Source organism: Mesorhizobium sp. M8A.F.Ca.ET.202.01.1.1, assembly GCF_004791595.1.
Taxonomy (GTDB): domain Bacteria; phylum Pseudomonadota; class Alphaproteobacteria; order Rhizobiales; family Rhizobiaceae; genus Mesorhizobium.
Genome location: NZ_SRUN01000003.1, coordinates 302,913 through 320,484 on the forward strand (window position 1 = coordinate 302,913; position 17,572 = coordinate 320,484).

Below are 17,572 nucleotides of genomic sequence, written 5' to 3' on the forward strand. Positions count from 1 at the left end.
TTAGAACGATGAACTGGAAAACCACAGCGACCGCCATGGGGTTGGCGCTGCTCGCTTCGACGGGCCTCGCCCGCGCCGATGGCGTGCTCAACATCTACAATTGGGGCAACTACACCAGCCCGGACGTGATCAAGAAGTTCGAAGCCAAATACAACGTCAAGGTCACGATCACCGACTACGATTCCAACGATACGGCGCTGGCCAAGGTCCGCCAGGGCGGCACCGGCTTCGACATAGCGGTGCCCTCGCAGACCTACGTGCCGATCTGGATCAAGGAAGGCCTCGTCCAGGAGACCGACCCGGGCCAGATGGAGAACGCCAAGAACATCGCGCCCGAATGGGCCAATCCCGACTTCGACCCCGGCCGTAAATACACTGTTCCGTGGGCCTGGGGCACGATCGGCGTCGTCGTTAATACCGATGCCTACAAGGGCCCGGCCAACACCTGGGGCATCATCTTCAACACGCCTGACGAACTGAAGGGCAAGACCAACGTCGTGCCGGAGATGGGCGACGTGATGTTCGCCGCGATCAAGTATGTCGGCGGCCAGCAGTGCACCAACGACAAGGCGGTGCTGAAGAAGGTGCGTGATCTCCTGGTGGCGGCCAAGCCGAACTGGATCGCCATGGAATACAACACCATCGAGAAGATGGGCGCCGGCGACTTCAAGGCAACCAGCGACTGGAACGGCTCGGCGCTGCGCCAGCGCCTGGCCAATCCGGCCATCCACTTCAACTATCCGAAGGAAGGCTACGGCCTGTGGAGCGACAACGTCGTCGTCCTGAAGGAAGCCAAGAACGTCGAGAACGCCAAGCTGTTCCAGAACTTCATCATGGATCCGGAAAACGCGGCGGGCCTGTCGGCCTTCCACCGTTACGCCAATGCCATCACCGGTTCGGACAAGTATATGCCGGCCGACATGAAGGACGCTCCGGAAGTCGTCATCCCGGCAGACGCCAAGCCGCTTGGTGAACTGCAGCAGATGTGCGCGCCAGAGACGCAGGAGCTCTACACCAAGATCTGGACCGAACTGCAGAAGTAGTCACAGACCCCAGGGGGCCCGGCGGCATATGCCGCCGGGCCTTTTCTTTTCCGGGAATGGCCTTTCATGGACTCCTACCGCAACAGCGATCCGCGGCCGCCGATCATGCAGGGCTCGCCGCCCGCAATGGTGCCGCCGAAGCTCGACTGGGACAGGCCGCCCTGGAACCGCTGGGCTTTCCAGCACATCAGGGAAATTCTGCCGACCGCCGAAGTCTGGCGCGGCACTGGCCACCGCCGTCGTCTCGAACGCGCCGAGGTCGATCTCGACGGACTGGCGGTCGAGGACAGCGGGGGCAGGCCTTCGACGCTCGCCGGCTTGCTCGACGAGACCTATACGGACGGGTTCCTGGTGCTCAAGCACGGCAAGGTCGCCTATGAGCGTTATTTCAACGGCATGGACGAACGCACGCTGCATCTGTCGCAATCGATGGCCAAGTCCGTCACCGGCTCGGTGTTCGGCATACTGGCCGGACGCGGCCTGATCGATCCGGCCAGGCCGGTCACCGATTATTTGCCGGAGCTTGGCGCCACCGGCTGGGCCGGCGCCAGCGTCCAGCATGTGCTGGACATGACCACCGGCGTGCGGTTCTCCGAGGAATATACCGACCGCTATTCCGACATCGGTCAGGTCGATGTCGCCACCGGCTGGAAGCCGGTGCCACCGGGCAGCGATCCGGATTTCCGCTGGCCCTCACACATGTTCGAGCTGATCCTGGGCTTGAAAGAGACGGTGCGCCCGCACGGCGCTCAGTTCGAATACCGCTCGATCGAGACGGATGTGCTCGCCTTCATCATGGAACGGGTGACCGGCAAGCGGCTGGCGCAGCTGGTTTCCGAGGAACTCTGGCAAAAGCTCGGCGCCGACGAAAGCGCCTGCTTCACCGTCGACAGCGCCGGCTATGCGCTGGCCGATGGCGGCTTCAACGCGACGCTGCGCGACTACGCCCGCTTTGGCCAGTTGATCCTCGACAATGGCGGCGGCATCGTGCCGGCCGACTGGATCGAGGCGACGCGCACTGGCACGCATGGTCCGGATTTCTCCGTCAGCCTGCCCGATGGCAGCTACCGCAACCAGTTCTGGATCGAGAATTCCAGGTCGCGGGCACTGATGTGCCGGGGTGTGTTCGGGCAGTTGATCCACATCGACTGGAACACCGGAATGGTGGTGGTGAAGCTGTCGACCTACCCGGATTTCAGCAACATGGCCTATTCCGTGGCAACGCTGAAGGCCGTGCACGCCATCGCCGCGGCGCTCGCCTGAACCTCAAGAAAGAAAAGACTGGGAGGAAACGCCATGACCGGCAAGACCGCGTTCGAGACCCGCTACGGCTTCCGCCGCAACGAGGTGCTGCTCGGCAACTGGCGCGAGAACCCGTTCAACCGCTGGTCATTCCAGAATCTCGGCGAACTGGTGCCGACGGCACGCGTGGCTGCGTCACCGGGCGTCGTTGAAGCTCCTGTGCGGGACTTGGCCGGCTTGCTCGGCGAAAAGGTTTCGGTTGCCGGTGCGCCAGAGACGGTGGCCGAGTTTCTCTTGCGCTCCAGCACCGACGCGCTGACGGTGATGAAAGGCGGCAAGGTCATAGGCGACTGGTTCGCCCCGTATATGGATTTCGGCGCCCGCCACATCATCTTCTCGATCAGCAAATCGGTGACCGCCATCATCGCCGGCATACTGGAAGGCGAGGGGGTGTTCGACCCCAAGGCGCCGGTGACGCACTATATCCCCGAAGCCGTCGGTTCGGCCTATGGCGATGCGAGCGCGCGGCATGTGCTCGACATGAGCGTCAGCCTCGATTTCGAGGAGGCCTATCTCGATCCGGAAAGCGCCTTCGCCCGCTATCGCCGCGCGACGCTGTGGAATCCCGGCGGCGGCACCGAAAGCCTGCGCGAATTCATCCTGACCTTGCAGCGGCTTGCCGAGCCGCATGGCCAGACCTTCCGCTACCGCTCGCCCAATTCCGACCTGCTCGGCCTGCTGTTGGAGCGGGCGTCGGGACAGCGCTTCCCCGATCTGATGCGAGAGAAACTGTGGCTGCCGCTCGGCGCCGTCAGCGAAGCCTCGATCGGCGTCGACATGGAAGGCACGGCACGCACCGCCGGCGGCATTTCGGTGACGCCGCGTGACCTGGCGCGCATCGGCGAGATGATGCGGCAGGGCGGCACGGCCAACGGCCGCCGCATCGTGCCCGAAGCCTGGGTGCGCGACACCACGGTCACCGGCGGCAGCTCGGAAGCCTGGCAGCGCGGTGCGATGCTGCCGTTGTTCCCGAAGGGCCGCTATCGCAACAAATGGTATCAGACCGGCTTCGAAAATGGCGCCTATTGCGGCATCGGCATCCATGGCCAGTGGCTTTACGTCGATCCCAGGACCGAAGTGGTGATCGCCAAGATGTCGTCGCAGCCGGAGCCGGTCGACGATCCTCTGGATGTCGAGATCGTCGCGTTCTTCGAGGCGCTGAGCCGGATGATTTGAGTTGGGGGTGGTGAGCCGGTTTATCAAACGGTAGCGCCGCCCCTCATCGCCCTGCCGGGCACTTCTCCCCGTATAGGGACGGGGAGAAGGAGCTGGCAGCAATGTCGGCTCACTTCTTGCGACGTTGGTGATTGGCGAAGCCAGTGAGACAGCCCCTCTCCCCGTCACTATACGGGGAGAGGATGCCGGCAGGCAGGTGAGGGGCAACGCTGACGTTCGATAGCAGACATGCTTTCCTGTGGACCTCGCGCACCGGCGAAGCGCTCAGCAGTTGGCGATGTGAACGTCGGCGCCTATGGTCGCCGCTCTTTTCGAAAAGAGTGGGAATAACATGGCATCCGACATCAAGCGCATCGCAGCCATCATCGCGGCCGAAATCAAGGCGCGGCCCGAACAGGCGGCCGCAGCGATCGGACTGCTCGATGAGGGTGCGACGGTGCCGTTCGTGGCGCGCTACCGCAAGGAAGTGACCGGCGGGCTGGACGACACGCAGCTGCGCGACCTTGCCGAGCGGCTCGCCTATCTGCGCGAGCTCGATGCGCGCCGCGCCACCATCCTTGGCTCGATCCGCGAACAGGGCAAGCTGACCGAAGAGCTTGAAACCAAGATCGCGGCGGCGGTCACCAAGGCGGAGCTGGAAGACATCTATCTCCCCTACAAGCCGAAGCGCCGCACCAAGGCCGAGATCGCCCGCGAGCGAGGCCTGGGGGCTTTGGCGGAGGCAATCCTCGCAGACCGCTCGCTGGTGCCCGCTGAGGTGGCGCTGGCGTATGTGACCGAGGAGGTGGCCGACGCCAAGGCGGCGCTCGAGGGCGCGCGCGACATCCTGTCGGAGCAGTTCGCGGAAAATGCCGATCTGGTCGGCAAGCTGCGGACCTACATGAAGGAGCGCGCCTTCCTGCGCGCCAGGGTGGTCGATGGCAAGCAGGAAGCCGGCGCGAAATTCTCGGACTATTTCGACCATGTCGAGCGATGGTCCACGGCGCCAAGCCACCGCGCGCTGGCCATGCTGCGCGGCCGCAACGAGGAAGTGCTGTCGCTGGACATCGAGGTCGACGCGGATGACACCTCGCCGGTGAAGCCGGTCGAGCGGATGATCGCCAACGCCTATGCCATCGGCGGCAGCCTGCCGGGCGACCGCTGGCTGATGGAGGTCGCCGGCTGGACCTGGCGGATAAAACTGTCGCTGCACCTGACGCTCGATCTGATGCGCGACCTGCGCGAACGGGCCGAGGAAGAGGCGATCCACGTCTTTGCCCGCAACCTGAAGGATCTGCTGCTGGCGGCACCCGCCGGCTCGCGGCCGACGATGGGGCTCGATCCCGGCATCCGCACCGGCGTCAAGGTGGCGGTGGTGGATGGCACCGGCAAGCTGGTGGCGACGACAACGGTCTATCCGTTCCCGCCGAGGAACGATGTGCGTGGCACGCAGGCCGAGCTTGCCGCGCTGATCCGCCAGCACAAGGTGGAACTGATCTCGATCGGCAACGGCACCGGCAGCAGAGAAACGGAAAAGCTGGTGGCCGACATGCTGTCCGACATGCCCGCGGGGGCAGGTCCGAAGCCGCTCAAGGTGATCGTCAGCGAGGCGGGTGCCTCGGTCTATTCGGCCTCGGCGGCGGCGGCGGCCGAGTTTCCCGGCCTCGACGTGTCGCTGCGCGGCGCGGTGTCGATCGCTCGGCGCCTGCAGGACCCGCTGGCCGAGCTGGTCAAGATCGAGCCGAAATCCATCGGTGTCGGCCAGTATCAGCACGATGTCGACCAGTACCGGCTCGGCCGCTCACTGGAAGCTGTCGTGGAGGACGCCGTCAACGCGGTCGGCGTTGATCTCAACACCGCCTCGGCGCCGTTGCTGGCGCGCGTCTCGGGCCTCGGCGCGTCGCTCGCCGACGCCATTGTCGCACATCGCGATGCGACCGGACCATTCGCCAGCCGCAAGGAACTGCTCAAGGTGGCGCGGCTTGGACCGCGCGCCTTTGAACAGTCCGCCGGCTTCCTGCGCATTGCCAATGGCAGCGAGCCGCTCGATGCCTCGTCGGTGCATCCGGAAGCTTATGGCGTGGCCAAGAAGATCGTGGCGGCCTGTGGGCGCGACGTGCGTTCGCTGATGGGCGACAGCGCGGCGCTCAAGGCGCTCGATCCCCGTGTCTTCGTCGACGAGCGTTTCGGCCTGCCGACGGTGCGCGATATTCTGGCGGAGTTGGAGAAGCCCGGCCGCGACCCGCGCCCCGGCTTCAAGACCGCGACCTTCGCCGACGGCATCGACGACATCAAGGACCTGAAGCCCGGCATGCTGCTGGAAGGGACGGTGACCAACGTGGCGGCGTTTGGCGCCTTCGTCGATATCGGCGTCCACCAGGACGGGCTGGTGCATGTCTCGCAGCTTGCCGACCGTTTCATCAAGGACGCGCATGAGGTGGTCAAGGCCGGCGACGTGGTCAAGGTGCGCGTCGTCGATGTCGACATCAAGCGCAAGCGCATCGCGCTGTCCATGCGCAGGGATGGCGGCGAGGGCGGCGCATCGAAGGGCGGACCGCGCGACAATGGCGGCGGCAGGCCGGCGCCACGCTCGCCGGCGCCGCAGCGCCAGCCGGAGCGGCCGGCAGAGCAAGGTGCGTTTGGGGCGGCGCTGGCGGACGCGCTGAAGCGGAAGTAGCTACCACGCCAGAACAGCCGGCTCCTTCTCGAGCCGGCCCAGCAGCCAGTCTCGAAAACTGGCAACCGGTGGATAGCCGCGCTTGTCGTGGGGAACGACGAGGTAATAGGCGCTGCGGCTTTGCATCGGCTGGCCGGGCGCTGGCACAAGCTGGCCGCGCTGTAATTCACCCTCGATGAGGAGCAGCGGCAACAGCGCCACGCCGAGCCCCGCCATGCAGGCCTGGGCGGCGGTGCCGAACTGTTCGAACTGCATTCCGGGTCCGGTCGGAGCGCTCAGAGCCTGATGCTCGAACCATTCCGTCCAGGCGCCTGGGCGCGTCGTCATGTGCAGCAGCGGCAAACGGCCGATGTCGGCCGGCGTGGCGATGGCGCGGCCGGCGAGGAATTCGGGCGACACCACCGGCGCCACCGTTTCGCGCACCAGAAGCGTCGAGTCGGCTTCCGGCCAGTCCGGCAGGCCGAAGTGGATGGCCGCATCCAGCCTCTCCCGGGCGAAGTCGAAGCGGCCGACACGGGTGACGAAGTTGATGGTTATGTCGGGATTGCTTTCGACGAAATCGGGGATCATCGGCATCAGCCAGCGCGTGCCGAAGGTCGGCAGAATGGCGAGGTTCAGGATGCCGCTATGCTGATTGCTCATCAATCCGAGCGCCGCGTCGCGCAATTGGCCAAGGGCCGAACGCACCGTCTCGGCATAGATTTCGCCTGCCGTGGACAGGCGGACGTTGCGGCTGTCGCGCTCGAACAATCGGCGGCCGAACTGATCTTCCAACAGCCTGATCTGCCGGCTGACCGCACCCTGGGTCAAATCCAGCTCCTGGGCAGCGGCGGTGAAGGAGCCGAGCCGGGCCACCGCCTCGAAGGCGGCGAGGGCACTGATGTTGGGCAAAAGGCGACGCTGGACACTCATGATCCATTCCTAACGCTCATTGATCGGTGAAGCAATTTCGTTTGATTTTTTCAAGGCACAGGCCGATAAGCCGGGCTTCACCCTTCGAAGGATCGAAAAGCCATGGCCGCTGACAAGAATGCATTCGTCTGGGAAGACCCGTTCCTGATCGAGGGCCAGCTTTCGGAAGATGAGCGTATGGTGCGCGACGGCGCTGCCGCCTTTGCCGCCGACAAGCTCGCGCCGCGCATCGAGGAAGCGTATCTCAACGAGACTTTCGACACGGCGATCTTCCGCGAGATGGGCGAGGCCGGCCTGCTCGGCATCAACATCCCGGAGGAGTTCGGTGGCCTCGGCGCAAACTATGTCACCTATGGGCTGGTGGCGCGGGAAGTCGAACGTGTCGATTCCGGCTACCGCTCGATGATGTCGGTGCAGTCGTCGCTGGTGATGTATCCAATTTACGCCTATGGCTCGGATGAACAGCGCAAGAAGTACCTGCCGAAGCTCGCCAGTGGCGAATGGATCGGCTGTTTTGGCCTGACCGAGCCGGATGCCGGCTCCGACCCCGGCGGCATGAAGACCCGCGCCGAAAAGACCGCCAACGGTTACAAGCTGACCGGCTCCAAGATGTGGATTTCCAATGCGCCGGTCGCCGACGTGTTCGTCGTCTGGGCGAAGGTGAAGGGCGAGAACGGCAAGGACGAGATCCGCGGTTTCGTGCTGGAAAAGGGCATGAAGGGGCTTTCGGCCCCCAAGATCGGCGGCAAGCTCTCGCTGCGCGCTTCGATCACCGGCGAAGTGGTGATGGAAGGCGTCGAGGTCGGCGAGGACGCGCTGCTGCCCAATGCCAAGGGCCTCGGCGGACCGTTCGGTTGCCTCAACCGGGCCCGCTTCGGCATTTCCTGGGGCTCGATGGGAGCGGCGGAAGATTGCTGGCATCGCGCTCGCCAGTATGGCCTGGACCGCAAGCAGTTCGGCAAGCCGCTGGCCGGCACCCAGCTTTACCAGAAGAAGCTCGCCGACATGCAAACCGAGATCGCGCTTGGGCTGCAGGCATCCTTGCGCGTCGGGCGGCTGCTCGACGAGGGCAAGATGGCGCCGGAGATGATCTCGATCGTCAAGCGCAACAATTGCGGCAAGGCGCTCGATATCGCCCGCCAGGCCCGCGACATGCATGGCGGCAACGGCATCCAGATCGGCTACCACGTCATGCGCCACGCGCAGAACCTCGAGACCGTCAACACCTATGAGGGCACGCATGACGTGCATGCGCTGATCCTTGGACGGGCGCAGACGGGGATACAGGCGTTCTTTTGAGCGACTTTAAGCCGGCAACGGGTTCTTTAGTTTAGGTGCGCCGCAACATCCGCTTGGAGAATGGCGGCCAGATGTGGCAGGGTTCGGCCAGCTAAACGCCGATCCCGGGGCCCCATGGCAATTCTGGCAGCCGTCTACCACCTGACCCACTACAAATATGACCGGCCGGTGGTGCTCGGCCCTCAAATCATCAGGCTTCAGCCTGCACCGCATTCCCGCACCAAGGTGTTGAGCCATTCGCTGAAGGTCGAACCGGCGAACCATTTCGTCAATCTGCAACAGGATCCCTACGGCAATTTCCTCGCCCGGTTCGTCTTTCCCGAGCCGGTGACGGAGCTGAAGATCGAGGTCGACCTCGTCGCCGACATGACCGTCTACAATCCGTTCGACTTCTTCGTCGAACCGTCGGCGGAGGCGTTCCCGTTCGATTATCCCGAGGAAATCAGGGAGGATCTGGCCATCTACCGGACACCGGAGCCGGCGGGGCCGCTTCTCTCGGCTTTCCTGGAATCCGTCGACCGCAGCGCGCCCAACACGGTCAATTTCCTCGTCGACCTCAATGCAAGGCTGCAGCGCGAGATCGCCTATATCGTGCGCATGGAGACCGGCGTCTTCTCACCGGAGGAAACGCTGGCCGCGGGCAAGGGTTCGTGCCGCGATTCAAGCTGGCTGCTGGTGCAGATCCTGCGCAATCTCGGCATCGCCGCGCGCTTCGTCTCGGGCTACCTGATCCAACTCAAGCCCGACCTTGTCGCGCTGGATGGGCCGGCAGGTACATCGGTCGATTTCACCGACCTGCATGCCTGGTGCGAGGTCTATCTTCCCGGCGCCGGCTGGATCGGCTTCGACCCGACCTCCGGCCTGCTCACCGGCGAGAGCCATGTGCCGCTGGCCGCGACACCGCATTTCCGCAATGCGGCACCGATTTCGGGCATGGCGAGCTTTGCCAATGTCGAGTTCGGCTTCGACATGCGGGTCGATCGCATCGCCGAACATCCGCGCATCACCAAGCCGTTCTCGGATGAAAGCTGGCAGGCGCTGGACGCGCTCGGCAACAAGGTCGATGCCGCGCTCGCGGCCGGGGATGTGCGGCTGACGATGGGCGGCGAGCCGACCTTCGTGTCGATCGACGATTTCGAATCCGCCGAGTGGAACACGGCCGCCGTCGGGCCGACCAAGCGCGAAAAGGCCGACGCGCTGATCCGCCGGCTGCGCGAGCGCTTCGCACCGGGAGGCTTTCTGCACTACGGCCAGGGCAAATGGTATCCCGGTGAAAGCCTGCCGCGCTGGACGTTTTCGCTCTACTGGCGCGCCGACGGCGAGCCGGTATGGAGCGACCCGTCGCTGATCGCGCGGGAGAAAAGCTCGGCCGATATCGGGCCGAAACAGGCCGAAAGCCTGCTGACGGCGATCGCCGGCGAGCTCGGCATCGACACCTCCATGGTCAGCGAAGCCTATGAGGACCCAGCCGAATGGCTGCTCAAGGAAGGCAAGCTGCCCGACAATGTCGACCCGTCCAACTCCAAGCTGGAAGACCCGGAAGAGCGCAGCCGCATGGCGAAGGTGTTCGAGCGCGGGCTGACCAAGCCGTCCGGCTATGTGCTGCCGGTTCAGCGCTGGAACAGCCAGGCGTCCGGCCAGCGCTGGCGGTCGGAAAAATGGACGACGCGGCGCGGCCGGTTGTTCCTGGTGCCCGGCGATTCGCCGGTCGGCTATCGTCTGCCGTTGGGAACGCTGCCCTATGTGCCGCCGGCGCAATTTCCCTACATCGTGCCTGTCGATCCGTCGCTGCCGCGTGGGCCGCTCCCCGTGCGGGAAGCGATCTTGCCGACGGCCGCTCCGGCCGAACTGGAAGGCGCCGACGAAATGGCCCGCCGCCAGCAGGCGGTATCCTTCACCGCTGTCAGTGGCCAGCAGGACCGCGTCGAGCAGGAGATCACCGAAATCGGCGGGGCGGTGCGCACGGCACTTTCGGTCGAACCGCGTGACGGAAGGCTGTGCGTTTTCATGCCGCCGGTCGAGGCGCTGGAAGACTATCTCGAACTCGTGGCCGCTGCCGAGAACGCTGCAAAGGCGATAGGCCTTCCCGTGCATATCGAGGGCTACGGCCCGCCGCACGATCCGCGCCTCAACGTCATCCGCGTGGCACCCGATCCCGGCGTCATCGAGGTCAACATCCATCCCGCCTCGAACTGGCAGGATTGCGTGGCGACCACGACGGCGATCTACGAGGAGGCGCGGCAGACGCGGCTGGGCGCCGACAAGTTCATGATCGACGGCCGCCACACCGGTACCGGCGGCGGCAACCATGTCGTGGTCGGCGGTGCCACGCCCAACGACAGCCCGTTCCTGCGCCGGCCCGATCTGCTGAAAAGCCTGGTGCTGCAATGGCAGCGGCGTCCCTCGCTGTCCTATCTGTTCTCCGGCCTGTTCATCGGCCCGACCAGCCAGGCGCCGCGCTTCGACGAGGCGCGGCACGATTCGCTCTATGAACTCGAGATCGCGATGGCGCAGGTGCCGCATCCCGACCAGGGTAATCCACCTCTGCCATGGCTGGTCGACCGCCTGTTCCGCAATCTGTTGACCGACGTCACCGGCAATACGCACCGCTCGGAAATCTGTATCGACAAGCTGTTTTCCCCCGATGGCCCAACTGGCCGGCTTGGCCTTGTCGAATTCCGTGGATTCGAGATGCCACCCAATGCGCGCATGTCTCTGGCGCAGCAGTTGCTGGTCAGGGCAATCATCGCACGCGCCTGGAAGAACCCGCTCGACGGGCGCTTCGTGCGCTGGGGCACCTCGCTGCATGACCGCTTCATGCTGCCGCACTATGTCTGGGCGGATTTTCTCGAGGTGCTCGACGACCTCAAGCTCAACGGCTTCGAGTTTCGGCCCGAATGGTTCGACGCCCAGCTCGAATTCCGCTTTCCCTTCTGCGGCGAAGTCCAGCATGCCGGCATCAAGCTGGAGCTTAGGCAGGCGCTGGAGCCGTGGCATGTGATGGGCGAGCAGGGCGCGATCGGCGGCACGGTGCGTTTCGTCGATTCCTCGGTCGAACGGCTGCAGGTCAAGACCGAAGGTCTCAATCCGGAGCGCCACGCGATCGTCTGCAACGGCCGCATCGTGCCGATGAGGGTTACCGACGACAGGGAGGTCGCGGTGGCGGGCGTGCGCTTCAAGGCCTGGCAGCCGGCCTCGGGGCTGCATCCCGCGCTGCCGGTCAACACGCCGCTGGTGTTCGACATCTATGATCGCTGGTCCGGCAGGGCGGTAGGCGGCTGCGTCTACCATGTCGCGCATCCCGGTGGGCGCAACTACGACACGTTTCCGGTCAACGGCAACGAGGCGGAGGCACGGCGGCTCGCCCGCTTCGAACCACGCGGCCATACGCCGTCCGGCTATGTGTTGCGCGAGGAACAGCCGGCGGAAGATTTCCCGATGACCCTTGACCTCAGGCGTCCACCAAGACTGTGATCTGACATGGCAAAGGGGAATCACAAAAGGGTACGCGGCAAGCCGCAGGCCCACAGCCTGCTGGAGCACTACCAGCCGATCGATGGCGTCGTCGACGAGATGGTTGACGCTTCGGGCAATCCCCGTCCGGTCTGGAAGCATTTTGTCGAGGCGCTGGACGAACTCGGGGCCGAAAAGCTCGGTCAGCGCTTCGCCCGCGCCGACCAGTATCTGCGTGATGCCGGTGTTTACTACCGCGTCTATGACAAGGCGGGCGCCAACGAGCGCGAATGGCCGCTGGCGCATATTCCCGTGCTCATCGAGGACAGCGAGTGGCAGGCGATCAGCGCCGGCCTGGTGCAGCGCGCCGACCTGTTCGAGGAAATTGTCGCCGATATCCATGGGCAGAACCGGCTGATCGACAAAGGCATCCTGCCGGCAGGGCTGATCGCGGCGAGCCCCGAATATTTGCGACCCGTGGTTGGCACCACGCCGGCGGGGGGGCATTTCCTGCACTTCTGCGCCTTCGAACTCGGCCGGGGCCCTGACGGCCGCTGGTGGGTGCTGGGCGACCGCACCCAGGCGCCTTCAGGCGCCGGTTTCGCGCTGGAGAACCGCGTCGCCACCACGCGCGCCTTGTCCGACATCTATGGCGAGATGCATGTGCACCGGCTCGCCGGCTTCTTCCGTCGCTTCCGCGATGCGCTGATCGGCATGGCAAAGGAGAGCGACGGCCGCGTCGCCATCCTGACGCCGGGCCCCCTCAACGAAACCTACTACGAACACGCCTATATCGCCCGCTACCTCGGCATCATGCTGCTCGAAGGCGAGGATCTGACCGTTTCCGGCGGCAGGCTGATGGTGCGCACCGTGTCCGGCCTGATGCCGATCAGCGTGCTGTGGCGGCGGCTCGACGCCGCCTTCGCCGATCCGCTCGAACTGCGCCCGGATTCGCAGATCGGCACGCCGGGCCTGGTCGAAGCGATCCGGCAAGGCACGGTGTCCACCGTCAATGCGCTTGGCTCTGGCCTGATGGAGACGCGTGCGCTGCTTGCCTTCCTGCCCAAGATCGCGCGCGAATTGTGGGGCGAGGAGCTGCTTTTGCCCAGTGTGGCGACATGGTGGTGCGGGCAGGAGACGGAGCGCGCCCATGTGCTCGCCAATATCGATCGCATGGTGGTCGGCCCGGCGCTGTCGACAAGACTTGCCTTTGAGGATGACGGACAGACAAAGCTCGGCTCGGCGCTGTCGGTCGGGGAACGGGCGGAGCTGGTGGCGCGCATCGAACGCGATGGCGAGGCCTTCGTTGGCCAGGAAGCGGTGACGCTTTCGACGACGCCCGTCTATGTCGGCGGCTGGCTGGAGCCCCGGCCGGCGAGCCTGCGCGTCTATCTGGCGCGCACGCCCGAGGGCTGGACGGTTATGCCGGGCGGTTTCGCCCGTGTCGGCCTGTCGCTCGACCCGACGGCGATCGCCATGCAGCGCGGCGGCCAGGCGGCCGATGTCTGGGTGGTCAGTGACAAACCGGTCGAGCGCGAGACGCTGCTGCCGCAAGAGGGTGACAGCTTCAACCGCACCAAGCCGGGCAGCCTGCCCAGCCGCGCGGCGGAAAACCTGACCTGGCTCGGCCGCTACATCGAACGTTCGGAAGACACCGTGCGCATCCTGCGCGCCTATCATGTGCGGCTCGCCGAAACATCCGATCCCGATATGCCGCTGTTGGCCGACATCAGGGACTATCTCGAACCGTTCGGCATCGATGTCGAGACGGCGATCCCGTCAGGATTGATCGGTACGCTCGACAGCGCCGTCTACAGCGCCGGCCAGATCCGCGATCGTTTCTCGCCGGATGGCTGGCTGGCGCTCAAGGATTTGTCGAAGACCATCCATCAGTTCGCTACCACCGTGGCGCCCGGCGACGACGCGACGCGGGCCATGACCGTCATCCTGCGCAAGCTTGCCGGATTCTCAGGCCTTTTGCATGAGAACATGTACCGGTTCGCGGGCTGGCGCTTCCTCGAGATCGGCCGGCGGCTGGAGCGCGGCATCCAGATCGCCGGCACGCTGGCCCGACTGACCGGCAGCAAGGCGCCGGATGGCGCGCTGGATATGATGCTGGAGATCGGCGACAGCGTCATGACCCATCGCCGGCAATATCCGGTGCAGGCCGGCCGGCGCACGGTGATCGATCTCCTGGCGCTCGATCCGCTCAATCCACGCTCCATCCTGTTCCAGTTGGAAAGGCTGAAGGCCGAGATCGGGCTGTTGCCGACGACAGGCGGCGAGGGGCATATGTCGGCAGCGGCCAAGGAGATCCTGCAGCTCAACACGGCCATCGCCATCAAGGAACCGGCTGACATGACGACGAAGGCGCTGAACGAACTCGCCAGCGAAATCGGCGGCCTCTACAACAGCCTCGCCAGAGCCTATTTCGGCTAGAAAGCAATGGCCATGCTGTACGACATCCGGCTTCTGCTTCATTACGACTACGCCGCCGCTGCCGGCGGCGGCCGGCATCAGGTGCGGGTGCTGCCGCCGACCATCAGCGGCGTGCAACGGGTCATCGCCGCTTCGCTCTCCTTCGAGCCGGCGCCCAATGAACGATCCGACTTCACCGATTTTTTCGGCAACAACGTCACTTCGATCGCGTTTCGCGACGCGCATGAAGCGCTCGACATAAGGATGAGCGCGCGCGTGGCGGTGTCGCGGCCCGAGCCCGGGCTCGACGTGTCGCCCGATATCGGCCGGCTCAGGCGGGAACTGGCCGCCGTGCGGTCGCTGGCGCCCGCCTCGCCGCACCATTTCCTGGCCGCCAGCAGCCATGCGGGTATCGATGCGGCGATCACCGCATTCGCGCAAGACAGCGTCGGAAACTCGGCCGCTGGGACGGCGACGGACCTGTGTAACCGCATCCATCGCGATTTCACCTATGATGGCGAAGCGACCACGGTGCGGACCCGGGCCAGCGATGCCTTCCGGCTGAAGCGCGGGGTCTGCCAGGATTTCTCCCACATCATGATCGCCGGGCTGCGCGGTCTCGGCATTCCGGCCGGCTATGTCAGCGGCTTCCTGCGCACCATTCCGCCCAAGGGCAAGCCCCGGCTGGAAGGTGCGGATGCCATGCATGCCTGGGTCAAGGTCTGGTGCGGGCGTGATGCCGGCTGGCAGGAGTTCGACCCGACCAACGGCATGCGGGCTTCCAACGACCATATCACTGTCGGTTACGGGCGCGACTATTCGGATGTGGCGCCCATCGTCGGTGTGCTGAAGACGACCGGCGGCCAGGTCGGGGAGCAGGCCGTGGACGTCATCCCGGTGGTGCTCGAAAAGGCGTGAAAACGGGCGCGCCGACTTGCCCGGCGCCGCGAGTGCCCGCGATAGATGGAGTAGACTTCTCAAACATCGATGAGGCCATTGGAGCAGTTCACCGTTTCACGGAAACGGCGAGCCGCTCTAACCCCTTGATTTGGCGCAATTCCGAACGGAAAAACCGTTTCGCACTTTACCTGGAATTGCTTTAGTCTGTATTCGTTCCGAGGGAGAATAGTCTTAAGCGGCTGCGTACAGGTGCGGGTTTGTCATTGAAAACTGTCAGCGTCGTCATACCCGCGCACAATGCGGCGGCAACGATTGCCAAAACGCTGGCGTCGCTTGGCGGAGAGGCCGGGTTTATCGGCGAGATTCTGCTGGTCGACGATCAATCGACCGATGGCACGGCCGATGCTGCGCGGCAGGCGGCCGCGCGATCCTCCCTGCCGCTCCGTGTACTGCCGGCCAATTGCCGCGACGCCGGCGGCGCCCGCAACCTGGCGCTCGATGAGGCGATCCATCCATGGGTCTACCTGATCGATGCCGACGACCTGCATCTTCAGGGTGGCTTGCGCTCCTTGCTGTCGCAAGCGGAAAGCCAGCCCAAGGCCGACATGATCGTCGGCGCCTTCCGGCGCAGGGTGAACGGCGAGGACCGGCAGATCAAGGTGCCAAACGGATATACCGCGGCCTGCCTCACCAATGCCTCCGCCTATGTGAAGGGGGATATACGCTCGGTGGCGGTGGGCAGCGTGCTGGCTTCCCGGCGTCTCATCGGCGAGACCCGGTTCCCAGTCGGGCTCGCCTTCGATGAGGACACGCTGTTCTGGGCGCGACTGATGAGCAAGGCGTCGCTGGCCATGGTTCAGCGTCCCGTCATGATTTACGAAGTTTCAGCGGAGCGCTCCGATGATCGCTTCACGGTCAACCCGGCGCGCCGCTTCCTGGATTGGCGCCGGGAGTTGCGGATGCTCACCGATTGCGGCATCCCGATTTCGGCACTGAAAGCCAGAGAGGGCCTTGTCGCGCTCAAGATCGCCCGCGTCCACTATGCGAGGGGCGACCTGGAGACCGCGTCGCGCTTCCTGGCGGTGGCCGCGGCCGCACCGAAACGGCGCTCGGAAGCCTGGCGCTGCCTGCGCTACACGCTCAAGCTCAAGGTGCGGCGCCGGCTGTCCTTTCCGCTGACCCAGATGCAGGGCGCGTTGTAGGCCTCGCGCCGCGCCAGGCGCCGACGCCAGCAGGATCGCCTGCTTTGCAGACGGCGTGTGGAACCAGCAGTCAACCAGCAGCTTATCTACGCGTATTTGCGTGGAGCTTACATGCTGCAGAGATCAGGACTGTCGCTCAGCCCGTCGGCGGAGACAGATGCATCGCCGCGGAACGGGGCGCAAAGCTCAGCCGAGCATGCCGCGCTGACCTATGTCAGCGATGCCGAGCCCGGTATCCGCCGGCTGAAGGCTGGCAAGGGATTTACTTACAGAGGACCGAAGGGGAAAGCGGTGTCCGACGCCGCCAGGGCGCGCATCGCGGCGATCGTCATTCCGCCGGCCTGGACCGATGTCTGGATTTCGCCCGATCCGAACGGGCATATCCAGGCGACCGGGAGGGATCAGCGGGGGCGCAAGCAGTATCGCTATCATCCGCAATGGGCCGAGGAGCGCGACGGCGCCAAATATTCGAGCCTCGTCGCTTTCGCCCAAAGCCTGCCGGACCTTCGGCGCAGGATCGACAGCGACCTGCGCCGTCGCGGCCTGCCGCTCGAACGGGTCGTCGCCGCGGTGGTCTGGCTGCTCGACAATACGATGATCCGCGTCGGCAATGCCGCCTATGCACGCGACAACAAGAGCTTCGGCCTGACGACATTGCGGGACCGGCATGTCGACATCAAGGGATCGAGCCTGCGCTTCGCCTTCAAGGGCAAGTCCGGCAAGGAATGGAGATTGAAGCTGGTCGACCGCCGCATCGCCGGGATCGTTCGGGGCGCGCAGGACCTGCCGGGGCAGAAGCTGTTCCAATATCTCGACGAGGACGGCAACAGGCGCCCTGTGCGCTCCGACGACGTCAACCACTATATACGCGAAGCGGTCGGCGACGCGTTCAGTTCGAAGCATTTCCGCACGTGGGGCGGCACCATCCACGCCGCGTCACTGTTTGCGCAGACGCAACTGCCCGAAAGCCAGGCGCAGCAAAAGCGGGTGATGAACAGCGTCATCGACAAGGTGGCCGAGCGGCTGGGCAACACGCGTGCGGTCAGCCGCAAATGCTATATCCATCCGCAGGTTTTCGAGGCCTGGTCGCAGGGACGGCTGCTTGCCGAAATGGCGGAAGCCAACAAGCGCAAGCGGTCCATAGAGGGTCTCGATGAGGAGGAGGCGCTTGTGCTGAGATGGCTGGAAACACACGAAAGCTAACCCGGCGC

The 17,572-nt window shown here is 64.9% G+C and carries 11 protein-coding genes; 10 read left to right on the plus strand and 1 reads right to left on the minus strand.

The annotated features are described in order from the left end of the window. The first annotated feature begins 8 nt into the window (after positions 1–8). The 4 genes from EN845_RS09430 to EN845_RS09450 all read left to right on the plus strand — a co-directional run bounded on the left by EN845_RS09430 (position 9) and on the right by EN845_RS09450 (position 6,177). The gene (locus EN845_RS09430; RefSeq protein WP_127869860.1) at positions 9–1,043 is read left to right on the plus strand and encodes an extracellular solute-binding protein; all 1,035 of its coding nucleotides are present in this window, start codon (positions 9–11) and stop codon (positions 1,041–1,043) included. 66 nt (positions 1,044–1,109) lie between these two features. Then, complete coding sequence (locus EN845_RS09435; RefSeq protein WP_127869859.1) at positions 1,110–2,306, plus strand: serine hydrolase; 1,197 nt, start codon at positions 1,110–1,112, stop codon at positions 2,304–2,306. 33 nt (positions 2,307–2,339) lie between these two features. After that, a complete protein-coding gene (locus tag EN845_RS09440; protein WP_127869858.1) occupies positions 2,340–3,521 on the plus strand; it encodes a serine hydrolase in 1,182 nt (393 codons plus the stop codon). A 331-nt stretch (positions 3,522–3,852) separates the two neighbouring features. Next, the gene (locus EN845_RS09450; RefSeq protein ID WP_127280465.1) at positions 3,853–6,177 is read left to right on the plus strand and encodes a Tex family protein; all 2,325 of its coding nucleotides are present in this window, start codon (positions 3,853–3,855) and stop codon (positions 6,175–6,177) included. Here the strand turns inward: EN845_RS09450 and EN845_RS09455 are convergent, their stop codons facing one another. Beyond that, positions 6,178–7,089 (minus strand): LysR family transcriptional regulator, encoded by a 912-nt coding sequence (locus EN845_RS09455; RefSeq protein WP_127869857.1) that lies wholly within the window; start codon positions 7,087–7,089, stop codon positions 6,178–6,180. 102 nt (positions 7,090–7,191) lie between these two features. On the opposite strand from EN845_RS09455, the gene EN845_RS09460 reads away from it, so the two are divergent. From EN845_RS09460 to EN845_RS09485, 6 genes are all read left to right on the plus strand, one after another. Further along, complete coding sequence (locus EN845_RS09460; protein ID WP_127279617.1) at positions 7,192–8,388, plus strand: acyl-CoA dehydrogenase; 1,197 nt, start codon at positions 7,192–7,194, stop codon at positions 8,386–8,388. Positions 8,389–8,502: 114 nt separating this feature from the next. Continuing rightward, positions 8,503–11,862 carry a transglutaminase family protein gene (locus tag EN845_RS09465; protein WP_127869856.1) on the plus strand — a complete coding sequence of 1,120 codons (3,360 nt, stop codon included), beginning with the start codon at positions 8,503–8,505 and terminating at the stop codon, positions 11,860–11,862. Between the two features lie 6 nt (positions 11,863–11,868). Next, positions 11,869–14,280, plus strand: a complete 2,412-nt coding sequence (locus tag EN845_RS09470; protein ID WP_127869855.1) for a circularly permuted type 2 ATP-grasp protein — start codon at positions 11,869–11,871, stop codon at positions 14,278–14,280. Positions 14,281–14,292: 12 nt separating this feature from the next. After that, positions 14,293–15,177, plus strand: a complete 885-nt coding sequence (locus EN845_RS09475) for a transglutaminase family protein (RefSeq protein ID WP_127275605.1) — start codon at positions 14,293–14,295, stop codon at positions 15,175–15,177. 245 nt (positions 15,178–15,422) lie between these two features. Then, positions 15,423–16,361, plus strand: coding sequence for a glycosyltransferase family A protein (locus EN845_RS09480; RefSeq protein ID WP_127869854.1), 939 nt, complete (start codon positions 15,423–15,425; stop codon positions 16,359–16,361). Between the two features lie 111 nt (positions 16,362–16,472). Continuing rightward, complete coding sequence (locus tag EN845_RS09485) at positions 16,473–17,564, plus strand: DNA topoisomerase IB (RefSeq protein WP_127869853.1); 1,092 nt, start codon at positions 16,473–16,475, stop codon at positions 17,562–17,564. The last annotated feature ends 8 nt before the right edge of the window (positions 17,565–17,572 follow it).

Coding starts and splice junctions, on each gene's coding strand:
- EN845_RS09470 (WP_127869855.1), top strand. CDS start 11,869: ATGGCAAAGGGGAATCACAAAAGGGTACGCGGCAAGCCGCAGGCCCAC.
- EN845_RS09435 (WP_127869859.1), top strand. CDS start 1,110: ATGGACTCCTACCGCAACAGCGATCCGCGGCCGCCGATCATGCAGGGC.
- EN845_RS09450 (WP_127280465.1), top strand. CDS start 3,853: ATGGCATCCGACATCAAGCGCATCGCAGCCATCATCGCGGCCGAAATC.
- EN845_RS09485 (WP_127869853.1), top strand. CDS start 16,473: ATGCTGCAGAGATCAGGACTGTCGCTCAGCCCGTCGGCGGAGACAGAT.
- EN845_RS09430 (WP_127869860.1), top strand. CDS start 9: ATGAACTGGAAAACCACAGCGACCGCCATGGGGTTGGCGCTGCTCGCT.
- EN845_RS09460 (WP_127279617.1), top strand. CDS start 7,192: ATGGCCGCTGACAAGAATGCATTCGTCTGGGAAGACCCGTTCCTGATC.
- EN845_RS09440 (WP_127869858.1), top strand. CDS start 2,340: ATGACCGGCAAGACCGCGTTCGAGACCCGCTACGGCTTCCGCCGCAAC.
- EN845_RS09465 (WP_127869856.1), top strand. CDS start 8,503: ATGGCAATTCTGGCAGCCGTCTACCACCTGACCCACTACAAATATGAC.
- EN845_RS09475 (WP_127275605.1), top strand. CDS start 14,293: ATGCTGTACGACATCCGGCTTCTGCTTCATTACGACTACGCCGCCGCT.
- EN845_RS09455 (WP_127869857.1), bottom strand. CDS start 7,089: ATGAGTGTCCAGCGTCGCCTTTTGCCCAACATCAGTGCCCTCGCCGCC.